The 18,474-nt window shown below is 73.6% G+C and carries 16 protein-coding genes; 8 read left to right on the forward strand and 8 right to left on the reverse strand.

Annotation, left to right across the window (positions count from 1 at the left end; genetic code table 11):
• Positions 1–115: 115 nt before the first annotated feature.
• On the reverse strand, positions 116–226 hold the full coding sequence (locus ACZ7GZ_RS35225) for a keywimysin-related RiPP (RefSeq protein WP_470991048.1): 111 nt from the start codon (positions 224–226) through the stop codon (positions 116–118).
• A 437-nt stretch (positions 227–663) separates the two neighbouring features.
• Here ACZ7GZ_RS35225 and ACZ7GZ_RS35230 point away from each other — a divergent pair, with 437 nt between their 5' ends.
• Together ACZ7GZ_RS35230 and ACZ7GZ_RS35235 are read left to right on the forward strand one after the other, a co-directional pair.
• A complete protein-coding gene (locus ACZ7GZ_RS35230; protein ID WP_471030634.1) occupies positions 664–846 on the forward strand; it encodes a hypothetical protein in 183 nt (60 codons plus the stop codon).
• 45 nt (positions 847–891) lie between these two features.
• Complete coding sequence (locus tag ACZ7GZ_RS35235; RefSeq protein ID WP_471030730.1) at positions 892–2,034, forward strand: glycosyltransferase 87 family protein; 1,143 nt, start codon at positions 892–894, stop codon at positions 2,032–2,034.
• On the opposite strand, the gene ACZ7GZ_RS35240 is transcribed toward ACZ7GZ_RS35235, so the two are convergent.
• Both ACZ7GZ_RS35240 and ACZ7GZ_RS35245 read right to left on the reverse strand, forming a co-directional pair.
• Complete coding sequence (locus ACZ7GZ_RS35240; RefSeq protein WP_471030637.1) at positions 1,983–3,635, reverse strand: DNA repair helicase XPB; 1,653 nt, start codon at positions 3,633–3,635, stop codon at positions 1,983–1,985. The two genes, ACZ7GZ_RS35235 and ACZ7GZ_RS35240, sit on opposite strands and share 52 nt — an antisense overlap.
• A gap of 62 nt (positions 3,636–3,697) precedes the next feature.
• Positions 3,698–6,376 (reverse strand): helicase-associated domain-containing protein, encoded by a 2,679-nt coding sequence (locus tag ACZ7GZ_RS35245; RefSeq protein ID WP_471030640.1) that lies wholly within the window; start codon positions 6,374–6,376, stop codon positions 3,698–3,700.
• Positions 6,377–6,500: 124 nt separating this feature from the next.
• Here ACZ7GZ_RS35245 and ACZ7GZ_RS35250 point away from each other — a divergent pair, with 124 nt between their 5' ends.
• Both ACZ7GZ_RS35250 and ACZ7GZ_RS35255 read left to right on the forward strand, forming a co-directional pair.
• Complete coding sequence (locus tag ACZ7GZ_RS35250) at positions 6,501–7,613, forward strand: hypothetical protein (RefSeq protein ID WP_471030641.1); 1,113 nt, start codon at positions 6,501–6,503, stop codon at positions 7,611–7,613.
• Positions 7,614–7,678: 65 nt separating this feature from the next.
• Positions 7,679–8,314, forward strand: a complete 636-nt coding sequence (locus ACZ7GZ_RS35255) for an HAD family hydrolase (protein ID WP_471030644.1) — start codon at positions 7,679–7,681, stop codon at positions 8,312–8,314.
• Here ACZ7GZ_RS35255 and ACZ7GZ_RS35260 read toward each other — a convergent pair.
• Positions 8,272–8,541 carry a hypothetical protein gene (locus ACZ7GZ_RS35260; protein ID WP_471030646.1) on the reverse strand — a complete coding sequence of 90 codons (270 nt, stop codon included), beginning with the start codon at positions 8,539–8,541 and terminating at the stop codon, positions 8,272–8,274. The genes ACZ7GZ_RS35255 and ACZ7GZ_RS35260 overlap by 43 nt on opposite strands.
• A gap of 171 nt (positions 8,542–8,712) precedes the next feature.
• Between ACZ7GZ_RS35260 and ACZ7GZ_RS35265 the strand changes: the two genes are divergently transcribed.
• Positions 8,713–9,096, forward strand: coding sequence for a cold-shock protein (locus ACZ7GZ_RS35265; protein WP_023549364.1), 384 nt, complete (start codon positions 8,713–8,715; stop codon positions 9,094–9,096).
• Between the two features lie 24 nt (positions 9,097–9,120).
• Here ACZ7GZ_RS35265 and ACZ7GZ_RS35270 read toward each other — a convergent pair whose 3' ends face one another.
• The 4 genes from ACZ7GZ_RS35270 to ACZ7GZ_RS35285 form a co-directional block, all read right to left on the reverse strand.
• Positions 9,121–9,987, reverse strand: coding sequence for a 1,4-dihydroxy-6-naphthoate synthase (locus ACZ7GZ_RS35270; protein ID WP_471030648.1), 867 nt, complete (start codon positions 9,985–9,987; stop codon positions 9,121–9,123).
• Complete coding sequence (locus tag ACZ7GZ_RS35275) at positions 9,968–10,723, reverse strand: futalosine hydrolase (protein ID WP_471030649.1); 756 nt, start codon at positions 10,721–10,723, stop codon at positions 9,968–9,970. The genes ACZ7GZ_RS35270 and ACZ7GZ_RS35275 overlap by 20 nt, the downstream gene beginning before the upstream one ends.
• On the reverse strand, positions 10,696–11,169 hold the full coding sequence (locus tag ACZ7GZ_RS35280) for a DUF2771 domain-containing protein (protein ID WP_471030650.1): 474 nt from the start codon (positions 11,167–11,169) through the stop codon (positions 10,696–10,698). Before ACZ7GZ_RS35280 ends, ACZ7GZ_RS35275 begins: the two co-directional genes overlap by 28 nt.
• 143 nt (positions 11,170–11,312) lie before the next feature.
• Positions 11,313–12,719, reverse strand: a complete 1,407-nt coding sequence (locus tag ACZ7GZ_RS35285; RefSeq protein WP_471030653.1) for an MFS transporter — start codon at positions 12,717–12,719, stop codon at positions 11,313–11,315.
• Between the two features lie 308 nt (positions 12,720–13,027).
• Between ACZ7GZ_RS35285 and ACZ7GZ_RS35290 the strand changes: the two genes are divergently transcribed.
• The 3 genes from ACZ7GZ_RS35290 (at position 13,028) to ACZ7GZ_RS35300 (ending at position 18,377) form a co-directional block, all read left to right on the forward strand.
• Positions 13,028–13,954 (forward strand): DUF3027 domain-containing protein, encoded by a 927-nt coding sequence (locus ACZ7GZ_RS35290; RefSeq protein ID WP_471030654.1) that lies wholly within the window; start codon positions 13,028–13,030, stop codon positions 13,952–13,954.
• Positions 13,955–14,104: 150 nt separating this feature from the next.
• Positions 14,105–15,106, forward strand: coding sequence for an esterase/lipase family protein (locus tag ACZ7GZ_RS35295; protein WP_471030656.1), 1,002 nt, complete (start codon positions 14,105–14,107; stop codon positions 15,104–15,106).
• A 70-nt stretch (positions 15,107–15,176) separates the two neighbouring features.
• Positions 15,177–18,377, forward strand: a complete 3,201-nt coding sequence (locus tag ACZ7GZ_RS35300; RefSeq protein WP_471030658.1) for a sacsin N-terminal ATP-binding-like domain-containing protein — start codon at positions 15,177–15,179, stop codon at positions 18,375–18,377.
• The last annotated feature ends 97 nt before the right edge of the window (positions 18,378–18,474 follow it).

The following is an 18,474-nucleotide window of genomic DNA, read 5'->3' on the forward strand; positions in this document are numbered from 1 at the left end:
CCTCAGAACTCGCAATGATTCGGAGACCTGGAGTGCTCACCTGCTGGCGGCTACGGACCGTAGTCTTCCCCACGGCCCGACAAGGCCCATTAGAGACCTTCGCTCGTCGCCGTGTTCAGTTCTTGCTCAGGATGAGCCGGTCGTTGCCGTTCCGCTGCAGGAGTCCGGTCTCCTTACGGAAGGAACCGAGTCGGACGAGGGTCGGTGCTTCGTAGGCCTTCTTCATGACTTGTTTCTCCTTACGGGTCGTCTTTCCGCCCCCCGAGGGCGGCCTGCCACCAGCTAGCCGGAGAGCGGGGCGGTCCGACAAGATGAAGGAGAAGAGTCGGATTGTCTGAATATTCTGTCCGTTCAGGGTGTGTTCGAGTGCTGAACGGGAGCGTGGCCGGCGGCCGCCCGTGCTCGGCAGATGCCGTCGGCGTGTGCCGGAGGAACGTTTTCAGGTGGACCGGAGCGCGGCCCGGAGGTCCGGACCGGAAGGGGCGCGGGAGGGGCTCGTGCGGGCGCACTCCAGCGCCGGGCCGTGAATCGGAATGCGGACCCCTAGGGGGCGATGCCGCCCGGCGTAGGGGGAGCACTCCATCCACCGGCGTACGCGAAGAACGGGAAGATTGGCTCTGTGGACCGATGCCGAACAGGCCACGTGAGAGCGACCATGAAGGCATGAGCGCAGCAACCATCCATCCGGTCCCTGTCCGCCCGCCGGCCGGCGCCACAGCCGTGGACGGCCCGCACCACCACCTGCTCGGCAACGCCCTGCGCGCCGTGAAGGTGTTCGCCGAGGCCGCGTTCGGCGTGGTCATCCTCGGCGAGTACGGCGAGGAAGCGGGCATACGCCGCAAGTAACCGCATAGGGTCGCGTCCGTGCCCCAGCAGACGGTGCGGAATCGGATGCCGACGCTTCTCCCGGCCGTCTCCCTGCCCGCCTCTGCGGCCCTCTTCCTCACCCTGTGCGTCCTGCAGCACGCGCCCATGGCCGATCTGCTCGTCTACCGGGCCGAGGGCGCGGCCGTGGTCCACGGCACCGGTCTGTACGGCTTCGCCGTCACCCGGTGGCGGCTCCCCGCGACCTACCCGCCCTTCGCGGCGGCCCTGTTCGTCCCCACCACCTGGCTCCCCCTCCCGTCCCTGAAGGCGGCCTGCCTCGCGGGCAACGCGCTCCTGCTCGCGACCCTGGTCGTCCTCTCGGCCCGCCTGGCCGGCCGGCGGATCTCCGTATCCCCGCTCTGCACGGCGACCGCCCTGTCCCTGTGGCTCGAACCGGTCTTCCAGACGCTCCTGTTCGGGCAGATCAACCTGGCCGTCACCGGCCTGGTGCTCTGGGACCTGACCCGGCCTCCGGGCGCCCGGGGCAAGGGCGTCGCCGTGGGCCTCGCGGCCGGGATCAAGCTCACCCCGGCGGTGTTCGCGGCGTACCTGTTCCTCAGAGGCCGGCGAAGGGAGGCGTGGACGGCGGTCGCGTCCTGCACCGGCACGGTCCTGCTCGGCGCCCTGCTGCTCCCGGCGGCGAGCGCCGACTTCTGGACCCGCCGGCTGTACGAGACGGACCGGGTCGGCAAGGCGTGGATCGTGGACAACCAGTCCCTGCAGGGCCTGATCGCCAGAGCGCTCGGCACCGCGGCGCCGGGACTCGCCTGGGTGCTGCCCGCGGTGGCGGTGGGTGCGGCGGGCCTGTGCCTGGCGGCACGCGTCCGCGAGGAACGGCACGGCGTCCTGCTCACGGCCTTCACGGCCCTGCTGATCTCACCGATCAGCTGGTCCCACCACTGGGTGTGGTGCGTCCCGCTCCTCGCGGTCCTGCTCGCCGAGGGCCGCATCCGGCTCGCGGCGGCCACCGCCACGGCCTTCACGGCCCGCACCCTCTGGCTGGTCCCGCACGAGGGCGACCACGACCTGCACCTGCCCTGGTGGCAACAGCCACTGGCCTCGCCGTACCCCCTGCTGGGGCTGGCGATGATCGCGGCGGCGGCGCTGCGGGCGGCTCAGCCCGTGCTGTCCTCGGTCAGGATCTCGTCCGCGTCCATGATCCGGTAGGCGTAGCCCTGTTCGGCCAGGAAGCGCTGGCGGTGGGCGGCGAAGTCCTGGTCGATGGTGTCGCGGGCGACGACCGAGTAGAAGTGCGCCTGGTGTCCGTCGGCCTTCGGGCGCAGGACCCGGCCGAGCCGCTGGGCCTCCTCCTGGCGGGAGCCGAAGGTGCCGGACACCTGGATGGCGACGGTGGCCTCGGGCAGGTCGATGGAGAAGTTCGCGACCTTGGAGACGACGAGCACGCTGATCTCGCCCTCGCGGAAGGCGTCGAAGAGCTTCTCGCGCTGGGCGTTGGAGGTCTCGCCCTTGATGACGGGCGCGTTCAGGTGCTCGCCCAGCTCATCCAGTTGGTCGATGTACTGGCCGATGACCAGGATCTGCTGGCCGGTGAACCGGCGGACGATCGCCTCCGTCACCCTCCGCTTGGTGTCTGTCGTCGCGCAGAAGCGGTACTTCTCCTCCGTCTCGGCCGTCGCGTACGCCAGCCGTTCGGAGTCCGTCAGATTCACCCGGACCTCGACGCAGTCGGCCGGCGCGATGTACCCCTGCGCCTCGATCTCCTTCCAGGGCGCGTCGAACCGCTTCGGCCCGATCAGGGAGAACACGTCCGACTCGCGGCCGTCCTCGCGCACGAGGGTGGCCGTCAGACCGAGCCGCCGTCGCGCCTGCAGATCGGCGGTGAACTTGAAGACGGGAGCAGGCAGCAGATGCACCTCGTCGTAGACGATCAGCCCCCAGTCCCGGGAGTCGAACAGCTCCAGGTGCGGATAGACACCTTTCCGCTTGGTCGTCAGCACCTGGTAGGTGGCGATGGTGACCGGCCGGATCTCCTTGCGTGTCCCGCTGTACTCACCGACCTCGTCCTCGGTCAGCGAGGTCCGCTTCACCAGCTCGTGCTTCCACTGCCGGGCGGAGACGGTGTTCGTGACGAGGATGAGCGTGGTCGACTTGGCCTGCGCCATGGACCCCGCCCCGACCAGCGTCTTACCGGCGCCGCAGGGCAGCACCACCACCCCGCTGCCCCCGTGCCAGAAGTTCTCCACGGCCTGCTTCTGGTACGGCCTGAGCGCCCAGCCCTCCTCCAGCAGCTCGATCGGATGCGCCTCACCGTCGACGTACCCGGCGAGGTCCTCGGCCGGCCAGCCCAGCTTCAGCAGCATCTGCTTGATCTGCCCGCGCTCGGAGGGGTGCACGACGACCGTGTCCGGGTCGATCCGCGCCCCGACCAGCGGACTGACCCGCTTGGACTTCAGCACCTCCTCCAGCACCGGCCGGTCGGTGGTGGTCAGCACCAGCCCGTGCGCGGGGTGCTTGCTGAGCGTGAGCCGTCCGTAGCGGTCCATCGTCTCGGCGATGTCCACGAGCAGCGCGTGCGGCACCGGATACCGGCTGTACTGCACCAGCGCGTCCACGACCTGCTCGGCGTCATGTCCGGCGGCGCGCGCGTTCCACAGCCCGAGCGGCGTGACCCGGTAGGTGTGGATGTGCTCCGGCGCCCGCTCCAGCTCGGCGAACGGCGCGATGGCCCGACGGCAGTCGTCGGCCCGCTCGTGGTCGACTTCCAGGAGCAGGGTCTTGTCGGACTGGACGATCAGTGGACCATTCACGCTCGGTACACCCTTTCCCTACGGCCAAACGTCCAGTGTGCCCTATCGGCCGGTGATCAGGGTCAGTCCTCCGCCAGCTCCGCCACCCCCGTGATCCGGTGCAGCGGATAGGTGCGCACCTCGTCCGCCGTGTGGTCGTACGCCGTGACGAAGCCGCCCTCGACACGGACCGGCGCGATGACGCGCTGGCTGGCGCTGCCCTCCGCGTTGACGTAGCCGATCCAGAGGGAGTCACCGGTCAGGACGGCGGCCTGCATGGTGGCGAGGGTCTCGGCGGAGGACGTGCGGGGCAGTTCGCCGCCCGCCAGGGGGGTTGCCGCCCCGGTGGGCTTGCGCGGGGTGGTGGCGGCCAGGTCGCCCGCCCGGATCGCGCGGATCGCCGCCGCGAGGAGCGTGCTGTCGGGCGCCGGCGGTCCGTCCGGGACCGGCTCGGGGGCGGTGCGCGGCGGGGTGCGGTGGGCGTGGGCGCGGGCGATCAGGACGTCGCCCTCGGCGGACTCGGCGGCCGGCGCGTAGCCCATCGCGCGCAGGCCCTCAAGCAGCGTCGCCGGATCGGACTGGGCGGCCAGCACGGTCGGGGCGAGGCGGCGCAGCCGCAGGGCCGCGGCGCGCCGGTCGGCCAGGATCTCGTTCAGCAGGGTGTCGTCGTCGCAGCGTACGTACGCCGATGCCGCGCCGACCCGCAGGTGGCCGTGTCTGCGGGCCATGTCGTCGATCAGATAGGCGAGCGGCTGCGGGACCGGGGTGCGGGAGTGCTCGATGAGGAAGGCGTGCAGATCGGCGGCGGTACGGCCGGCGTCCAGGGCCCGCCGCACCGACGCCGGGGTGAACCGGTACACGGTCGCGCCGCCCTTGGACTCGACGTCCGCGAGCACGCCCAGCAGGTCGGCGAGCGGTCGCCGCAGCGGACCGGGCGCCACCGCCGTCAGGTCGGCCTGGAGCAGCACGTGGTCCAGTGGTTCGGGGAGGAGAGGTGCGAGGAGGCGGGCGGCGGCGGCCGTCGCCACGGCCTGCTCGGCGGGGGAGAGCGGGGCGGGTCCGGCCGCCGGCCGGTGGTGATGGTGAACGGGCAGCTTGTCACCGGCTCCGGCGGGCTCGGCGGAGCCGCCCGGACCGGCCGCTCTGGCCGGCTTGGCCGAGCGGGCGCAGGACGCACCGGAGGCCGTGGAGCCTCCTGTGCCGGAGGCCGAGCGGGATGCCGCGGAGCCGGCCGCACCCGGGGCGCCCGACCCGCCACGCGAGCCCGTCGCCGCCGGGGCGCCCAGCAGCGCACGGCCGTGTGCCGACAGGGCGCCCCGCCCGGTGATGCCCAGGAGTTCGGCCTCGGACAGGGTCCAGCGGGCCAGCCGGGAGCGCAGGTCCTCCTCGCCGTCCGGCCGCTGGGGTCCGCGCAGTGGCCGTTCCCAGCGCAGCCGGGCCAGTACCGACTCGGGGTCGGGGGCCGCGCCCGCCGGCAGACCGGCCAGCAGCATCAGCACCCGGTGCCGCACCTCGGGCGCGGCCGAGCGGTCCAGACCCGGCCCGAGCGCCGCGAGCGTGCGGTCCTTGGCGTCCCGCCCGCCGACCAGCCCCGGCGTCCGGGTGGCCGTCAGCCAGGCCTCGGCGAGAGCGGCCCAGCGCTCGGCGGCGGGCCGCTCCAGCCACTCGTCGTAGGCGGGCGTGGCCGCGTACCGCTCGTCGGCCTCGCCGTCGGAGGCGACCATGCCCGCCGCGTACGCCAGCTCCACCCAGAACGCGGCGACCGGCTCGGACACGTCCAGGGCGACGGCGGTCCGCTTCAGATCCCGGACGCTCAGGCCGCCGGCCCGCAGTACGGCCGGACCGCCCTCGTCCCAGTCCTTCAGCAGTTCCTCGACGGTGGCGAGAGCGGTGTACGCCTGCCCAGCCGCCGTCGCGTCCACCACCTGCGGACCGTGGGTCGCAGCCGGCTCCACGGCGGGCGGCAGCGGCTCCGGCACGCGATGGGCGCGGCCCTCCCGCAGATGCAGGGCCACCTCGCGGGGCAGCACGACCGTGCCCGGCGCGGTCGGCAGCAGCAGACCGCGGTCGAGCAGCCAGCGCAGATGCGCGGCCGGATCCGGAGTGACCTGCCCGTACGGCGGCCCCCACACCAGTCGCGACAGCACCTCGCGGGCCGCCTCCGGGGCGCCGGCGAGGAGCCTGGCCATCTTCTTCCGGTCGGTGAACAGCGTGGTGAGCGCGGCCACGGCGGACACCGAGTCGTGCGTCGAGGGCAGTCCGGCCGCCGTGACGATCTCCTGGATACGGCCCGGCGACATCCCCGAGGCGGCCTCCAGCACGCTGGGCCCGAGCCCCGTCGGGGAGGGGTGCTGCGGGGAGGGCGCGAGCAACTCGCGGGCGGTCCGCACCAGCCGAAGCCGTTCGTCGTCGCCCCACACCAGCGCCTGCTCGCGCAGGGTGGCGAGGGCGTGCGGCAGCGCGGCGGCGACCGTGTCGTCCGCGCCGTACCCCGCCATCAGCCCGAGCAGCGTGTCGTACGACGCCGGGTCCGGGGCCACGGCCAGCGCCTCCGCCGTCTGCAGCGCGAACCGGTCCAGCCGCTCCAGCGCCCGCAGCACCGAGGCGCGGGTACCGGCGCGGGTGGCCAGCTGGGTGAGGTCGGTCGGGACGGGCGTGATGAGGTCGGGGCGGCTGCGCAGCAGCGCGGCCAGAAAGACGTCGTCCCGCGCGCGGAGCGCCTCCGCGAGGGAACGGGGGGCTGGGTGGGCCGCTTGGCTCATCTGACCCACGGTAGCGGTTACCGGTGTCGAGGGGGGCTCCCGCGGTTCCGGGGCGGGCTCGGCGCAGCGACTCTGCGCTAACGTCCTCACGGGGTCTCATCGCCGTCACCCCGGAGGGGTTCCGTTGGGGATCGAGAGCGACCAGGTCGTCTACGAGTACCTGAGCCGTGTCGGAGACATCGCTCATCAGCGGCAGCTGCCGTCGGCCACGCGCATGCGGCTCGTGTCGGAGCTGCGCAACGAGATCGACCGGGACCGGGCCAGGGCGACCGTGGACAGTCCCGCCGCGGTCCGCCGCATCCTGGAACGCCTGGGCACTCCCGACGAGGTCGTCGAGGCGGCGGGCGGCACGGCCGGTGCGTCCGGTGGGGCGAGCGGGTCCGGTGGGTTCGGTGCCGGGCGGGTCGCGCAGCCGCCCGCCGCCGTGCCGGTGCAGCCCGCGCCGGGCGCGCGCAAGCCGGAGCCGGCGGACGGCGATCGGGCCGCGGGCCGGGTGCGGTGGGAACAGGGCGGGGAAAGGCGCACGGGCCTGCGCCGCATCGTCCCCCGGCAGCGCCCGGCCGGACCCGAGCCCTCCGCCCCGCGCGACGCGCCGTCACCCCCGCACCTGGCCCCCGCGCACGAACTCGGGGACAGCGCCGTGCAGCCCGACTGGTGGCGGGTGGGCGGCAGTCCCTTCGGCGGCCTCGGCGGCCCTGGCGGCGTCGGCCGGCCGGCCGCCGAGACCGACTCGGTGCCGGGATTCGTCGGCGGTGTGGAGATCCCGGAGCTGCTCAAACGGCCACCGGAGCCGACGGAGGGGACACCGGCGCAGGCGGCCCCGGACACCATGGCGGCGGCGCCGGAGGCCACCGAGGCCGGGGCCGCCCCGCGCCGCCGCCTGCTTGCGCGCCCCGCGGCCGGCTGGACCAACCCCCTCCTGCTGCTGGCCGCCGCCGCGCTGGTCGCCGGTGCGGTGCTCGGGAACTGGTTCGCCCTGATCCTGGGCTGGGCGATCGCCTACGGCTCCCGGCGGCTGACCCCCGCGGAGACCAAGTGGGCCGTGATGGTCCTGCCGGGTGCGGCGGTCGTGGCGGGGCTGGCGTGGCTGTGGGGCCGGGACAACGGGCGCTGGGGCGAGCCGATCGCACAGGGTCATATGAACGATGCGATCGCCGGGACCTGGCCGTGGGTGGTCCGGGGCGCGGCCGTCGCCTCGGCGCTGTACCTGGTCTGGCGCTCGCAGCGGAGACGGTGACGAGCGCCCCGGAGGGGCGCGACCGGCCCGGACCGCCGGAGGCACCCGCTGACACAATGGCCCATATGACCTTCACCGTCGGCTTCGACCTCGACATGACCCTCATCGACTCCCGGCCGGGCATCCGCGCGTGCTACGTGGCCCTGGCGGAGCGGACCGGGACGTACATCGACGCCGATCTGGCGGTGACCCGGCTCGGCCCGCCGCTCAAGGAGGAGCTGGTCAACTGGTTCCCCGAGGAGCAGGTCGGGGCCATGGCCGCCCTGTACCGGGAGATGTACCCGTCCATCGCCATCGCCGCGACGCCCGCCATGGAGGGCGCCGCGGAGGCCATGGAACGGGTGCGCGCGGCCGGTGGCCGGACGCTCGTGGTCACGGCGAAGTACGAGCCCAACGCCAGGCTGCACCTGTCCCACCTCGGCATCGAGCCGGACGTGGTCGTGGGCGACCTGTGGGCCGAGCAGAAGGCGGAGGCGCTGCGCGAGTACGGCGCGGGCGTGTACGTCGGCGACCACGTCGGGGACGTGCGCGGGGCCCGTACGGCGAAAGCGGTGGCCGTCGGCGTGGCGACCGGGCCCTGTTCCGCCGACGAACTGCTCGCCGCCGGGGCGGACGTCGTCCTCGACGACCTGTCCGTCTTCCCCGCCTGGCTGACCGGCTACTGCGGCGCGGATCCGGAGTGGGAGGCGCCGCGCGTCTGACGCCGGGCGGCGGTGACGGACCGCAGGACACCGGCACCGGCGACCAGGAAACCGACCGCCATGAGCATGCTCAGGCCGAACATGTAGGTCGGGAAAGGTTTTGCGCCGAGGAACAGCGGCGCCACCGTGACCAGAGCGGCCACGGCACCGATGAAGAAGACGATCGCCCCGGCGCGGATCAGCCCGTCACCGGGCGCGGCGGAATTCGTTTGGGTTTTGTCACGCACCGGACCAGGGTAGTTCCCAGCGCGAGAGAACAACCGGGGGACGTCTTGTCACCCGCCCCGAGACCATTAGCCTTGGTAGCGGCGGGTCGTGGTCGACCCGCTCTACTGCTATCAAGAGCACTTTCGAAGCAGTGGCAGTTTTCCCAACGAGTACGAGGACGAGGACAGACGGTGCCGACCGGGCGTGTCAAATGGTTCAACAGCGAGAAGGGCTTCGGCTTTCTCTCCCGCGACGACGGCGGTGACGTCTTCGTCCATTCCTCGGTTCTCCCCGCCGGAGTCGATGCACTCAAGCCGGGACAGCGCGTGGAGTTCGGCGTCGTCGCCGGTCAGCGCGGTGACCAGGCGCTGTCGGTGACCGTGCTGGAGCCGGCGCCGTCGGTCGCCGCCGCCCAGCGCAAGAAGCCCGACGAGCTGGCCTCGATCGTGCAGGATTTGACGACCCTCCTCGAAAACATCACGCCGATGCTCGAGAAGGGCCGCTACCCCGACAAGGCCTCCGGCAAGAAGATCGCCGGCCTGCTGCGGGCGGTCGCCGACCAGCTGGACGTCTGAGCCGGCGCGGAAGGAGAACCCGACCTACGGGAACGCAAGCGCATCCGGGCCGAGGGGCGGCACCAGCCCCTCGGCCGCCGCACGTGTGAGCAGGCCACGGATCGCGGCGTAGCCGTCCTCGCCGAGGCCGGCGGTGAACTCGTTCACGTACAGCCCGATGTGCTGGTCCGCCACGGCCGGGTCCATCTCCTGGGCGTGCGCCATGACGTACGGCCGGGACGCCTCGGGGTCGTCCCAGGCGGCCCGCACGGAGGCGCGGATGGAGTCGGCGAGCCGGGCCAGCGCGCCGGCGCCCAGTGAGCGCTTGGCGATGATCGCGCCGAGCGGGATCGGCAGCCCGGTGGTCCCCTCCCAGTGCTCGCCCATGTCGGCGAGCTTGTGCAGCCCGTAGTTCCGGTAGGTGAACCGGGCCTCGTGGATGACCAGACCGGCGTCCACCTTGCCGTCCCGTACGGCCGGCATGATCTCGTGGAACGGCAGGACGACGATCTCGCCGACCCCGCCGCCGGGCAGGGTGTCCGCCGCCCACAGGCGGAACAGCAGATACGCCGTCGACTTCTCGCTGGGCACCGCGACCGTACGGCCCGTCAGATCGAGGCCCGGCTCCCGCGTGAGTACCAGCGGCCCGCAGCCCCGCCCCAGCGCACCGCCGCACGGCAGCAGCGCGTACGCGCCGAGGACGTACGGCAGGACGGCGTACGACACCTTCAGTACGTCGAACTCGCCGCGCTCGGCCATGCCGTTGGTGATGTCGATGTCGGCGAAGGTGACGTCCAGCGCGGGGGCGCCGGGGACGCGGCCGTGGGCGAGGGCGTCGAAGACGAAGGTGTCGTTGGGGCAGGGGGAGTACGCGATCTGCAGCGGTCGGCTGTCAGGGCTCAGTGGGCTCATGTGCTGTCCAACTCTCCAGTGCGGGTGCGCACTTCCCGAACGCCTCGGTGAGCGCGCTGAGGGCGTCGCCGATACGCCAGGCGGCGCGGTCGCGCGGGCCGACGGGGTTGGAGACCGCGCGCAGTTCCAGTACCGGCACCCCGTGCGCGCCGGCCGCCTCCGCCACCCCGAAGCCCTCCATGCCCTCGGCGAGCGCGCCGGGGTGCCGGGCGCGCAGGGCGGCGGCGCGGGCGGCGGTGCCGGTGACGGTGGAGACGGTGAGGATCGTGCCGGTGCGGGCGCCGGTGGCCTCGGACACGGCACGGACGGCGGAGCGCGGCGGGCGGTGGGTGACGGTCCCGAAGCCCAGCTCGGTGACCGGAAGGAAGCCGTCGGCGGTCTCGGCGCCCAGGTCGGCCACGGTGATCGCGTCGGCGACGACGAGCGAGCCGACGGGCGCCCCGGGCGGGAAGCCGCCGCCGATCCCGGCCGAGACGACCAGGTCGTACGGGGCACCTTCCAGGGCGGCGGCGGTCAGGGCGCCGGCGGTGGACGCGGCGGCGAGGGCCGGACCGACCCCGGCGGCGAGCAGGTCCCAGCCCGCGGCGGTACGGCACAGGAGCGCGCCGGGGAGCCGCACCTCGGTCACGGCCCCGGGAAACGCCCGTGCCACCGCGTCCCGCTCGGCCGGGACCGCGGTGGCGACGAGGACGCGCACGGAAGCCGTGATCAGGCCTTCTTCAGCTTGAACGACCACATGCCGAGGTTGGACTTGTCGCCCATCCGGATCGTGACCGTGTTGGTGTCGCCCTGGGTGCCGTACTGCTGGTTGAAGAACGCGCTGCCCGGGATGGTGCGGTAGGTCTTCTTGCTGACGTCGGTGAACTGCTGGCCGTTGACCAGGACGATCCAGCCGGCGTCCGCGATCTTCGGGTCGACGCCGAAGCGGACGGTCTCGTCCTGGTCGACCTTGATCGACTCGGCCTTGTCGACGTTCTTGACGCACTGCGCCAGCGACTTGGCGTCCAGCGCCTTGCCGTCGTTGTAGCAGGTGGCCTCGGAGTTGACCGAGTCCTTGCCGACGGTGACCGTCGAGACGGGCGACGGCTTGTCGCAGGCCGACAGGGCGAGCAGTCCGGCGGAAACGGCGCCGGCAACAGCGACGGCGCGGCGGCGTCGCACAACGGATTGCAGCGTGGTCATGGCCGAAGGCTATCGGGCGCCCCGAGCCCTCCGCCCACGCGGGGTGCGGCGTGCCCGGTTCGTTACGCCAGCCGGTCCTGCGGGCCGGACACCGTGTCCGGTTCGTTATGCCGGGAGCGGGCGGGAAGGCGGGCCGTGGAAGGTCAGGCCACGCGGGGCCGTGGTCGGCCGCCGTGCCGGGCCGAGGCGAGCAGCCCCTTGAGCGTGGCCAGCCAGCCGACGGCGACGAACGACGCGCCGATCAGCAGGCCGAGGGTCCCGTTGAGCGGCAGCACGATACCGACGGCGCCGCCGAACACCCACGCCATCTGCAGCAGCGTCTCGGAGCGGGCGAACGCCGAGGTGCGCACCAGCTCCGGCACGTCCCGCTGGATCAGCGCGTCCAGGGCCAGCTTGGCCAGCGCCTGGGCGAATCCGGCGACGGCGGCGAGGCAGGCCACCAGGAACGCCCCGAAGAACAGGCCGGCCACGATCGCCGTGCCCAGCACCACCGCGACGACGGTCACGATGATGACCTCGGGCGCACGTGACTTCAGCCAGGCCCCGACGGCCGTGCCCAGCGCGTTGCCCGCACCGGCGGCCACCCCGACTATCCCCAGCGAGACCGCCGCGCTCTCGCCGGTCAGCGGATGCTCGCGCAGCAGGAAGGCGAGGAAGAAGATCAGGAAGCCGGACAGGCAGCGCAGGGCGGCGTTGGCGCCGAGCGCGTGCGTGACGGCGGGGCCCACGGTCCGCAGCCCCGGCCGTCTCACCTGGTCCCTCCTGCGCTGCGGCCCGTGCAGATGCTGCTCGTCGGCGGCGAGCAGGGCCACGTCCTCGCCCTTGGCCGAGTCCACCTTGGGCGGCAGCGAGAACGACAGGAACGTTCCCCCGACGAAGATCACAAAGGCGCCGTAGAGCGGCCAGGGATCCCCGGTCTGGTGCAGCCCCGCCGCGACCGGGGCGGCGACACCGGTGGCCAGCAGCCCGGCGAGGGTGACCCGCGAGTTGGCCTTCACCAGCGAGAACCGGGGCGGCAGCAGCCGCGGTACGACCGCGCTGCGGACCACGCCGTACGCCTTCGACGCGACCAGCACCCCCAGCGCCGCGGGATACAGCTGCAGGCTCCCGCTCGCCACGGCCCCCGAGATGACCAGCGCGAGCAGCGCACGGGCCAGCATGGCCCCGGCCATCGCGGCGCGCCGCCCGTGCGGCAGCCGGTCGAGGAGGGGGCCGATGACCGGGGCGAGCACGGTGAAGGGCGCCATCGTGATGGCCAGGTACAGCGCGACCCGCCCCCGCGCCTCGGCGGTCGGCACGGAGAAGAACACGGTGGAGGCGAGCGCCACGGTGATCATGACATCGCCGGCGCCGTTCACCGCGTGCAGCTCGATCAGCTTGCCCAGCCCCGACTCGCCCGCACCCTGCGCGTGCGTGGCCTTGCGGATGCCCCGCGCGGCACCGGTGACCGGGAAGTGCAGGGCACGCCCGACAGAGCGGACGGCGCCACCGACCCGGCTCGCGCCGCCACCCCGAACACCACGCCTGTCCGCGGTCGCCACGTGCTTCATAGTGCCCCGAGAAGGCGACGGATAGTGCGGTACGGCGCGCACGGCGGCCAACCGTGCCGCTGATCCGGCGACTTCCGGGCGCAACGGCACGAGTGGGGCGCAGGACCGGGTGGGAAAACCTGCCGCGTAGCGGCGACCAATCCTGTTCGGTGTAGCGTGCGTATCTCAGCCATAACGCAGAATGGATGGCAGAGGTGCGCCCGAGCGCGCGGATGCAGACGTCGATGCGGTCCCCCGGTCCGCTCCGTCGGCAGGCCCGCCGGAGGCAGCCGCACTCGACGAGACGGCGTAGGAGAGAAGCGATACCTGTGAGCGCAGCGACCACGCGAAGCCGCACCCCCGACCGCTTGTGCGCCGAGGCCGTCGACCTCGCCCGCGGCGCCGCCGAGGAGGCCGCCGCGCCCGGCGTGGTCGGCGAGCACGCCGGCCTGGTGTCCGAGGGCGACCGCGTGGTGACGCACTTCTTCGAGTGCAAGGAGCTGGGCTACCGCGGCTGGCGCTGGGCCGTGACCGTGGCCCGCGCCTCCCGCGCCAAGGTCGTCACCCTCGACGAGGTGGTCCTCCTCCCCGGCCCCGACGCCCTGCTCGCCCCCGAGTGGGTCCCATGGAGCGAGCGCCTGCGCCCCGGCGACCTCGGCCCCGGCGACCTGCTCCCCACCGACCAGGACGACCTGCGCCTGGAGCCGGGCTACACGGGCGAGGACGAGCCGCTGCCGAGCGCGGCGGTGTCCGAGGAGATGGCGGAGCTGGCGGAGGCCGAGGACGCCGACGTGACGCCGGGCGCCCCCGCCGCCCAGCCGACGACGCCCTCCCGGGGCTCGATCGCCGCGGTGGCCGAGGAACTGGGCATGCGCCGGGCCCGAGTCCTCTCGCGCTACGGCCTGCACGTCGCGGCCGACCGCTGGGAGGAGTCGTACGGCCCGAAGACCGCGATGGCCCAGGCGGCCCCGGCCACCTGTATGAGCTGCGGCTTTTTGACCCCCATCGGCGGCTCCCTCGGCCAGGCCTTCGGTGTCTGCGCCAACGAGTTCTCTCCCGCCGACGGCCGCGTGGTCTCCTTCGCCTACGGCTGCGGCGGCCACTCGGAGGCCGCGGTCATGCCCAAGCCCCCGCGGCCGGCTCCGCCGGTCATCGACGAGACGAGGGTCGACCCCTTCCCCCTGCGCCCCGCCCGCGACTCCGGCTCGGTCCCGGAGACGGGCGACGAGGAGACGGCGGAACTGGGCCACTCCTAGCCGGCCGGCTGGGCGCCTCACGGGCTGGTCGGGTGAAACGGGCTGCTCCATAGGAGGCGCTCAGCGCGGTTGTTCAGCCCCACAGGGGCCCCACTCCTTGATCATCGCCGGGGTCGGCGCTCGGCCGGCACCGAGGCGAGGAGTGGTCCGATGGCGGATCGGCGTGTGTTCCGGAGGCGGTGGACCCGGCGGCGCGGCAGGTGGGCCGCGGTGTGTGCGGGCCTCGCCCTCGCGCTGGGCCTGGGGCAGGGCACGGGAGTTGCGGCGGGCGACCCCGCGCCTCCGGTACCGCGGGGGAAGATCCTCGCCGCCCCCGTGGCGTGGGCCGGGGGCATCGTCCACCCGGACGCGCCGCCGGCCGGTGCCGACGACTGGAGCTGCAAGCCCTCGCGCGAGCACCCGCGCCCGGTCGTCCTGCTGCACGGGACCTTCGCGAACGCCTATGACGACTGGGGCCTGATGTCCCCGTACCTGAAGCAGCTGGGCTACTGCGTCTTCGCGCCCGACTACGGCGCGCCGCCCGGTTCTCCGATCAAGGGCACCGCGCACGTACCGGACTCCGCCCGGGAGATCGCCGGCTATGTCGACCGCGTACTGAAGGCCACGGGCGCCCCCCAGGTCGACCTGGTCGGGCACTCCCAGGGCGGCGGTGTGACGCCCCGCTGGTACCTGCGGTTCGACGGCGGCACCGACCCAGCGCACCCGCAACGGAACAAGGTGCACAGCCTCATCGGCCTGGCGCCGTCCAACCACGGCACGACCGCCTCCGGCCTCGGCACCCTCACCACCAGGCTGGGGCTCAACCCGACCGTGTCCGCCGTCGCCGGACAGGCGTACTCGGACCAGATGGTCGGTTCCGAGGTGAACACGGAGCTGGACCGGGGCGGGGACACGCGGCCAGGGGTCGACTACACCGTCATCGCCACCAGGAACGACGAGGTCGTCACCCCGTACACGCAGCAGTTCCTGACCGCGGGACCGGGCGCGACCGTCAAGAACATCACGATCCAGGAGATCTGCCCCCGGGACCTCTCCGAGCACGTCTCGATCGTGTACGACTCCAACGCCGCGCAACTCGTGCGCAACGCCCTCGACCCCGCCCACGCCCAGTCCGTCGGCTGCGGCCTCTCCCTGCCCGTGCTCGGCGGCTGACCGCACCCGGGCCCCGGCCGCCCCGGGCGCGCTGTACCTTCGTGCTCACGTCGACGAGGAGAGGGTGAACGTGAGCAGCAAGTACGTGCGGCCGGCGGCCGAGGGGGCCGATCCGTTCGGGACGGCCCGGCTGCGCCGTGGTGTTCTCGACGCCTGGGCCACCAGCCCCGCCCGGTTCCGCGAGGACGCCAACGCCGAGGAGGACCTGGTCCTGGGCGGCTACCGGGACCGCCTCGTGGTCGAGCTGGCGCAGAACGCCGCCGACGCCGCCGCCCGTGCGCGCACGTCCGGCCGGCTGCGGCTCACGCTCCGGGACGGGGTCCTCGTCGCCGCAAACACCGGTGCCCCGCTGGACGCGGCCGGTGTCGAGTCGCTGTCCACGCTGCGCGCCTCGGCGAAGCGGGACGCCGACGTCAGCCACGGTGCCGTCGGCCGGTTCGGGGTCGGGTTCGCGGCCGTGCTGTCGGTGACCGACCAGCCTGCGATCGTCGGACGGCACGGCGGGGTCCGGTGGTCCCTGGCCGAGGCCCGGGAGCTGGCCGCTGACACCGCGCGGCACAGCCCCGGACTGGGGGACGAGGTCCGGCGCCGTGACGGGCACGTACCGCTGCTCCGGCTGCCCTTCGCCGCCGAGGGCACCGCCCCGGAACCGTACGACACCGCCGTGATCCTGCCCCTGCGGGACACGGCCGCCGCCGATCTCACCGAGCGGCTGCTGAACGCCGTCGACGATGCCCTGCTCCTCGCCCTGCCGGGGCTGGAGGAGGTGGTCATCGAGGTCAACGGCGATCAGCCGCGCACGCTGAGGCGTCGTACCGATGGCGCCGTCACCGTCGTGGAGGACTCACGGGAGGGAAGCACGCGGTGGCGCACCGCTGCCGCCCATGGGCCGCTCACCCCCGACCTGCTCGCCGACCGGCCCGTGGAGGAGCGGCTGCGGCCCCACTGGTCGGTGACCTGGGCCGTGCCCGAGGACGAGGCCGGGCGTCCGCTGCGCCCTCGTACGACCGCCGTCGTGCACGCGCCCACCCCCAGTGACGAACCCCTCGGCGTCCCCGCCCTCCTCATCGCCTCCTTCCCCCTCGACACCACCCGCCGGCACCCCGCGCCCGGCCCGCTCACCGACTTCCTGGTGCAGCGCGCGGCCGACGTCTACGCCGAACTGCTCGCCGGCTGGCGGCCGGTGACGGACGGGATCATCGACCTCGTGCCCGGGCCGCTCGGCAAGGGCGCGCTGGACGGGGCGCTGCGCCAGGCGGTCCTGGAACGGCTGCCGCGGACTGAGTTCCTCCCGCCCGCCCACCCGGCGTTCCTCCCGCCCGCCCACCCGGCGTTTCTCCCGCCCGCCCACCCGGCGCCCGAAGCTCGTGCGAAGGAAGAGGGCGACGAGCTTCCGGAGGCGCTGCGGCCCCGCGACGCGGAGGTCGTGGAGGGCGCCGGGGCGGACACCGTGCGGGTGCTCGCCGAGGTGCTGCCCACGCTGCTGCCCGCCGGTCTCGAACGGCGGGTCGAGCTGCGCACCCTCGGCGTCGCCCGGCTGCCGCTCGCCGACGCCATCGACCGGCTCGCCGGGCTGGAGAAGGACCCCGACTGGTGGTGGCGGCTCTACGACAGCCTCGCCGGGGTCGACCCGGACCGGCTGTCCGGGCTGCCCGTGCCGCTCGCCGACGGGAGGACCACCATCGGGCCCCGGCAGGTGCTGCTGCCCACCCCGGACGGCGCCCGGATCGACGCCGACGTCCTCGGGCGGCTCGGGCTGAAGGTCGCCCACGAGGAAGCCGTGCACCCGCTGCTGGAGAAGCTGGGCGCGCTGCCCGCCACCGCGCGTGCGGTGCTCACCACCCCGCAGGTGCGGGCCGCCGTCGCCGCCTCGCTGGACGAGGAGGGCCCGACCGGGGGCTGGGAAGAGGACGCTCCGGATGCCGAGGAGCTGGCCGACACCGTGCTCGGGCTGGTGCGCGACGCGGGTCTGGAACCCGGGGACGAGCCCTGGCTCGGTGCCCTCGCGCTGCCCGACGAGGACGGGGAGCTCGCCCCCGCCGGTGAACTCGTCCTCCCCGGCAGCCCGTTCGCCCGGGTGATCCGCGAGGGGGAACTCGCCGCCGTGGACCACGACCTGGCCGGGAAGTGGGGCGAGCAGCCGCTGGCCGCCTGTGGGGTGCTCGCGAACTTCGCGCTGGTCCGCGCCGCCGACGTCGTCCTCGACCCGGACGAACTGGAGCCCCGTGAGAGCGACTTCGCCGAGCCCGACGACGCCGGGCTGCTGGACGCCGTCGACGTGTGGTGCGAGGACATCATCGACCGCTTCCCGGACAGCCCGGTGCCCCCGGTCGCCACCGAACTGGTCGCCGTACGCGATCTGGACCTGGTGGACGACGAGCACTGGCCCCAGGCCCTCGCGCTGCTCGCCCAGCCGCCGCTGCGGGACGCCCTCACCCAGCCGGTCCGCATCCTGCTGCACGACGGCACGCACGAAACCGTACGGCCGTACACCGCGTGGTGGCTGCGCGGTCATCCCGTGCTGGACGGCCGTCGCCCGGCCGGTCTCCTCGCGGCCGGCGGGGATCCGCTGCTGCGCGGGCTGTACGACGAGGCCGACGCCACCGGGTTCGAGGACGAGCAGGTGCTGCGGGCGCTGGGCGTGCGCACGTCCGTGGCGGCCCTGCTGGACGAGCCCGGCGGCGCCGCCGAGCTGCTGGACCGGCTGGCCGACCCGCAGCGGCCGGTCACGTCGGCCCAGCTGCACGGACTGTACGGGGCGCTGGCGGAGCTGGACCCCGAGCAGGTGACCCTGCCGGACGAACTGCGGGCCGTGACCGACGGGCGCGTGGAGGTCGTGGACGCCACCGAGGCCGTCGTGGTCGACTCGCCGGACCTGCTGCCCTTCACCTCGGGGATGCCGCTGCTGCCCGTCCGGCCGGCCCGGGCCGCGGAGCTGGCGGAGCTGTTCCAGGTGCGGCGGCTGAGCGAGTCCGTCACCGGCGAGGTGCACTCCGAGGGCACCGAGCACGAGGTGCCGCAGCCGGTGCGGCTGCTGCTCGGGCCGCGTACGCCGCGCACGTACGTCGAGCACGGGGAACTGGTCGTGGACGGCGTGGAGATCGACTGGCGGCTCACCGACGACGGGGTGCTGCACGCGGCCACGCTGGAGGGCGTCGCGGCCGGCCTGGCCTGGGCGGCGGGGCAGTGGCCCCGGCGCTTCGAGGTGGCGGCCCTGCTGGAGGACCCGTCCCGGACGGAGGAACTGGCCAGGGACCGCTGGTTCGACTGACCACCTCAATTCGCTGCAGTAAACATCCCGTCATGGAAGCGCAATCCGGCCATAAAATCTGGCCGGATTGCGCTCTTGCCGTACAACCAGTCCCCGG

The organism is Streptomyces sp. NPDC037288 (assembly GCF_055603265.1).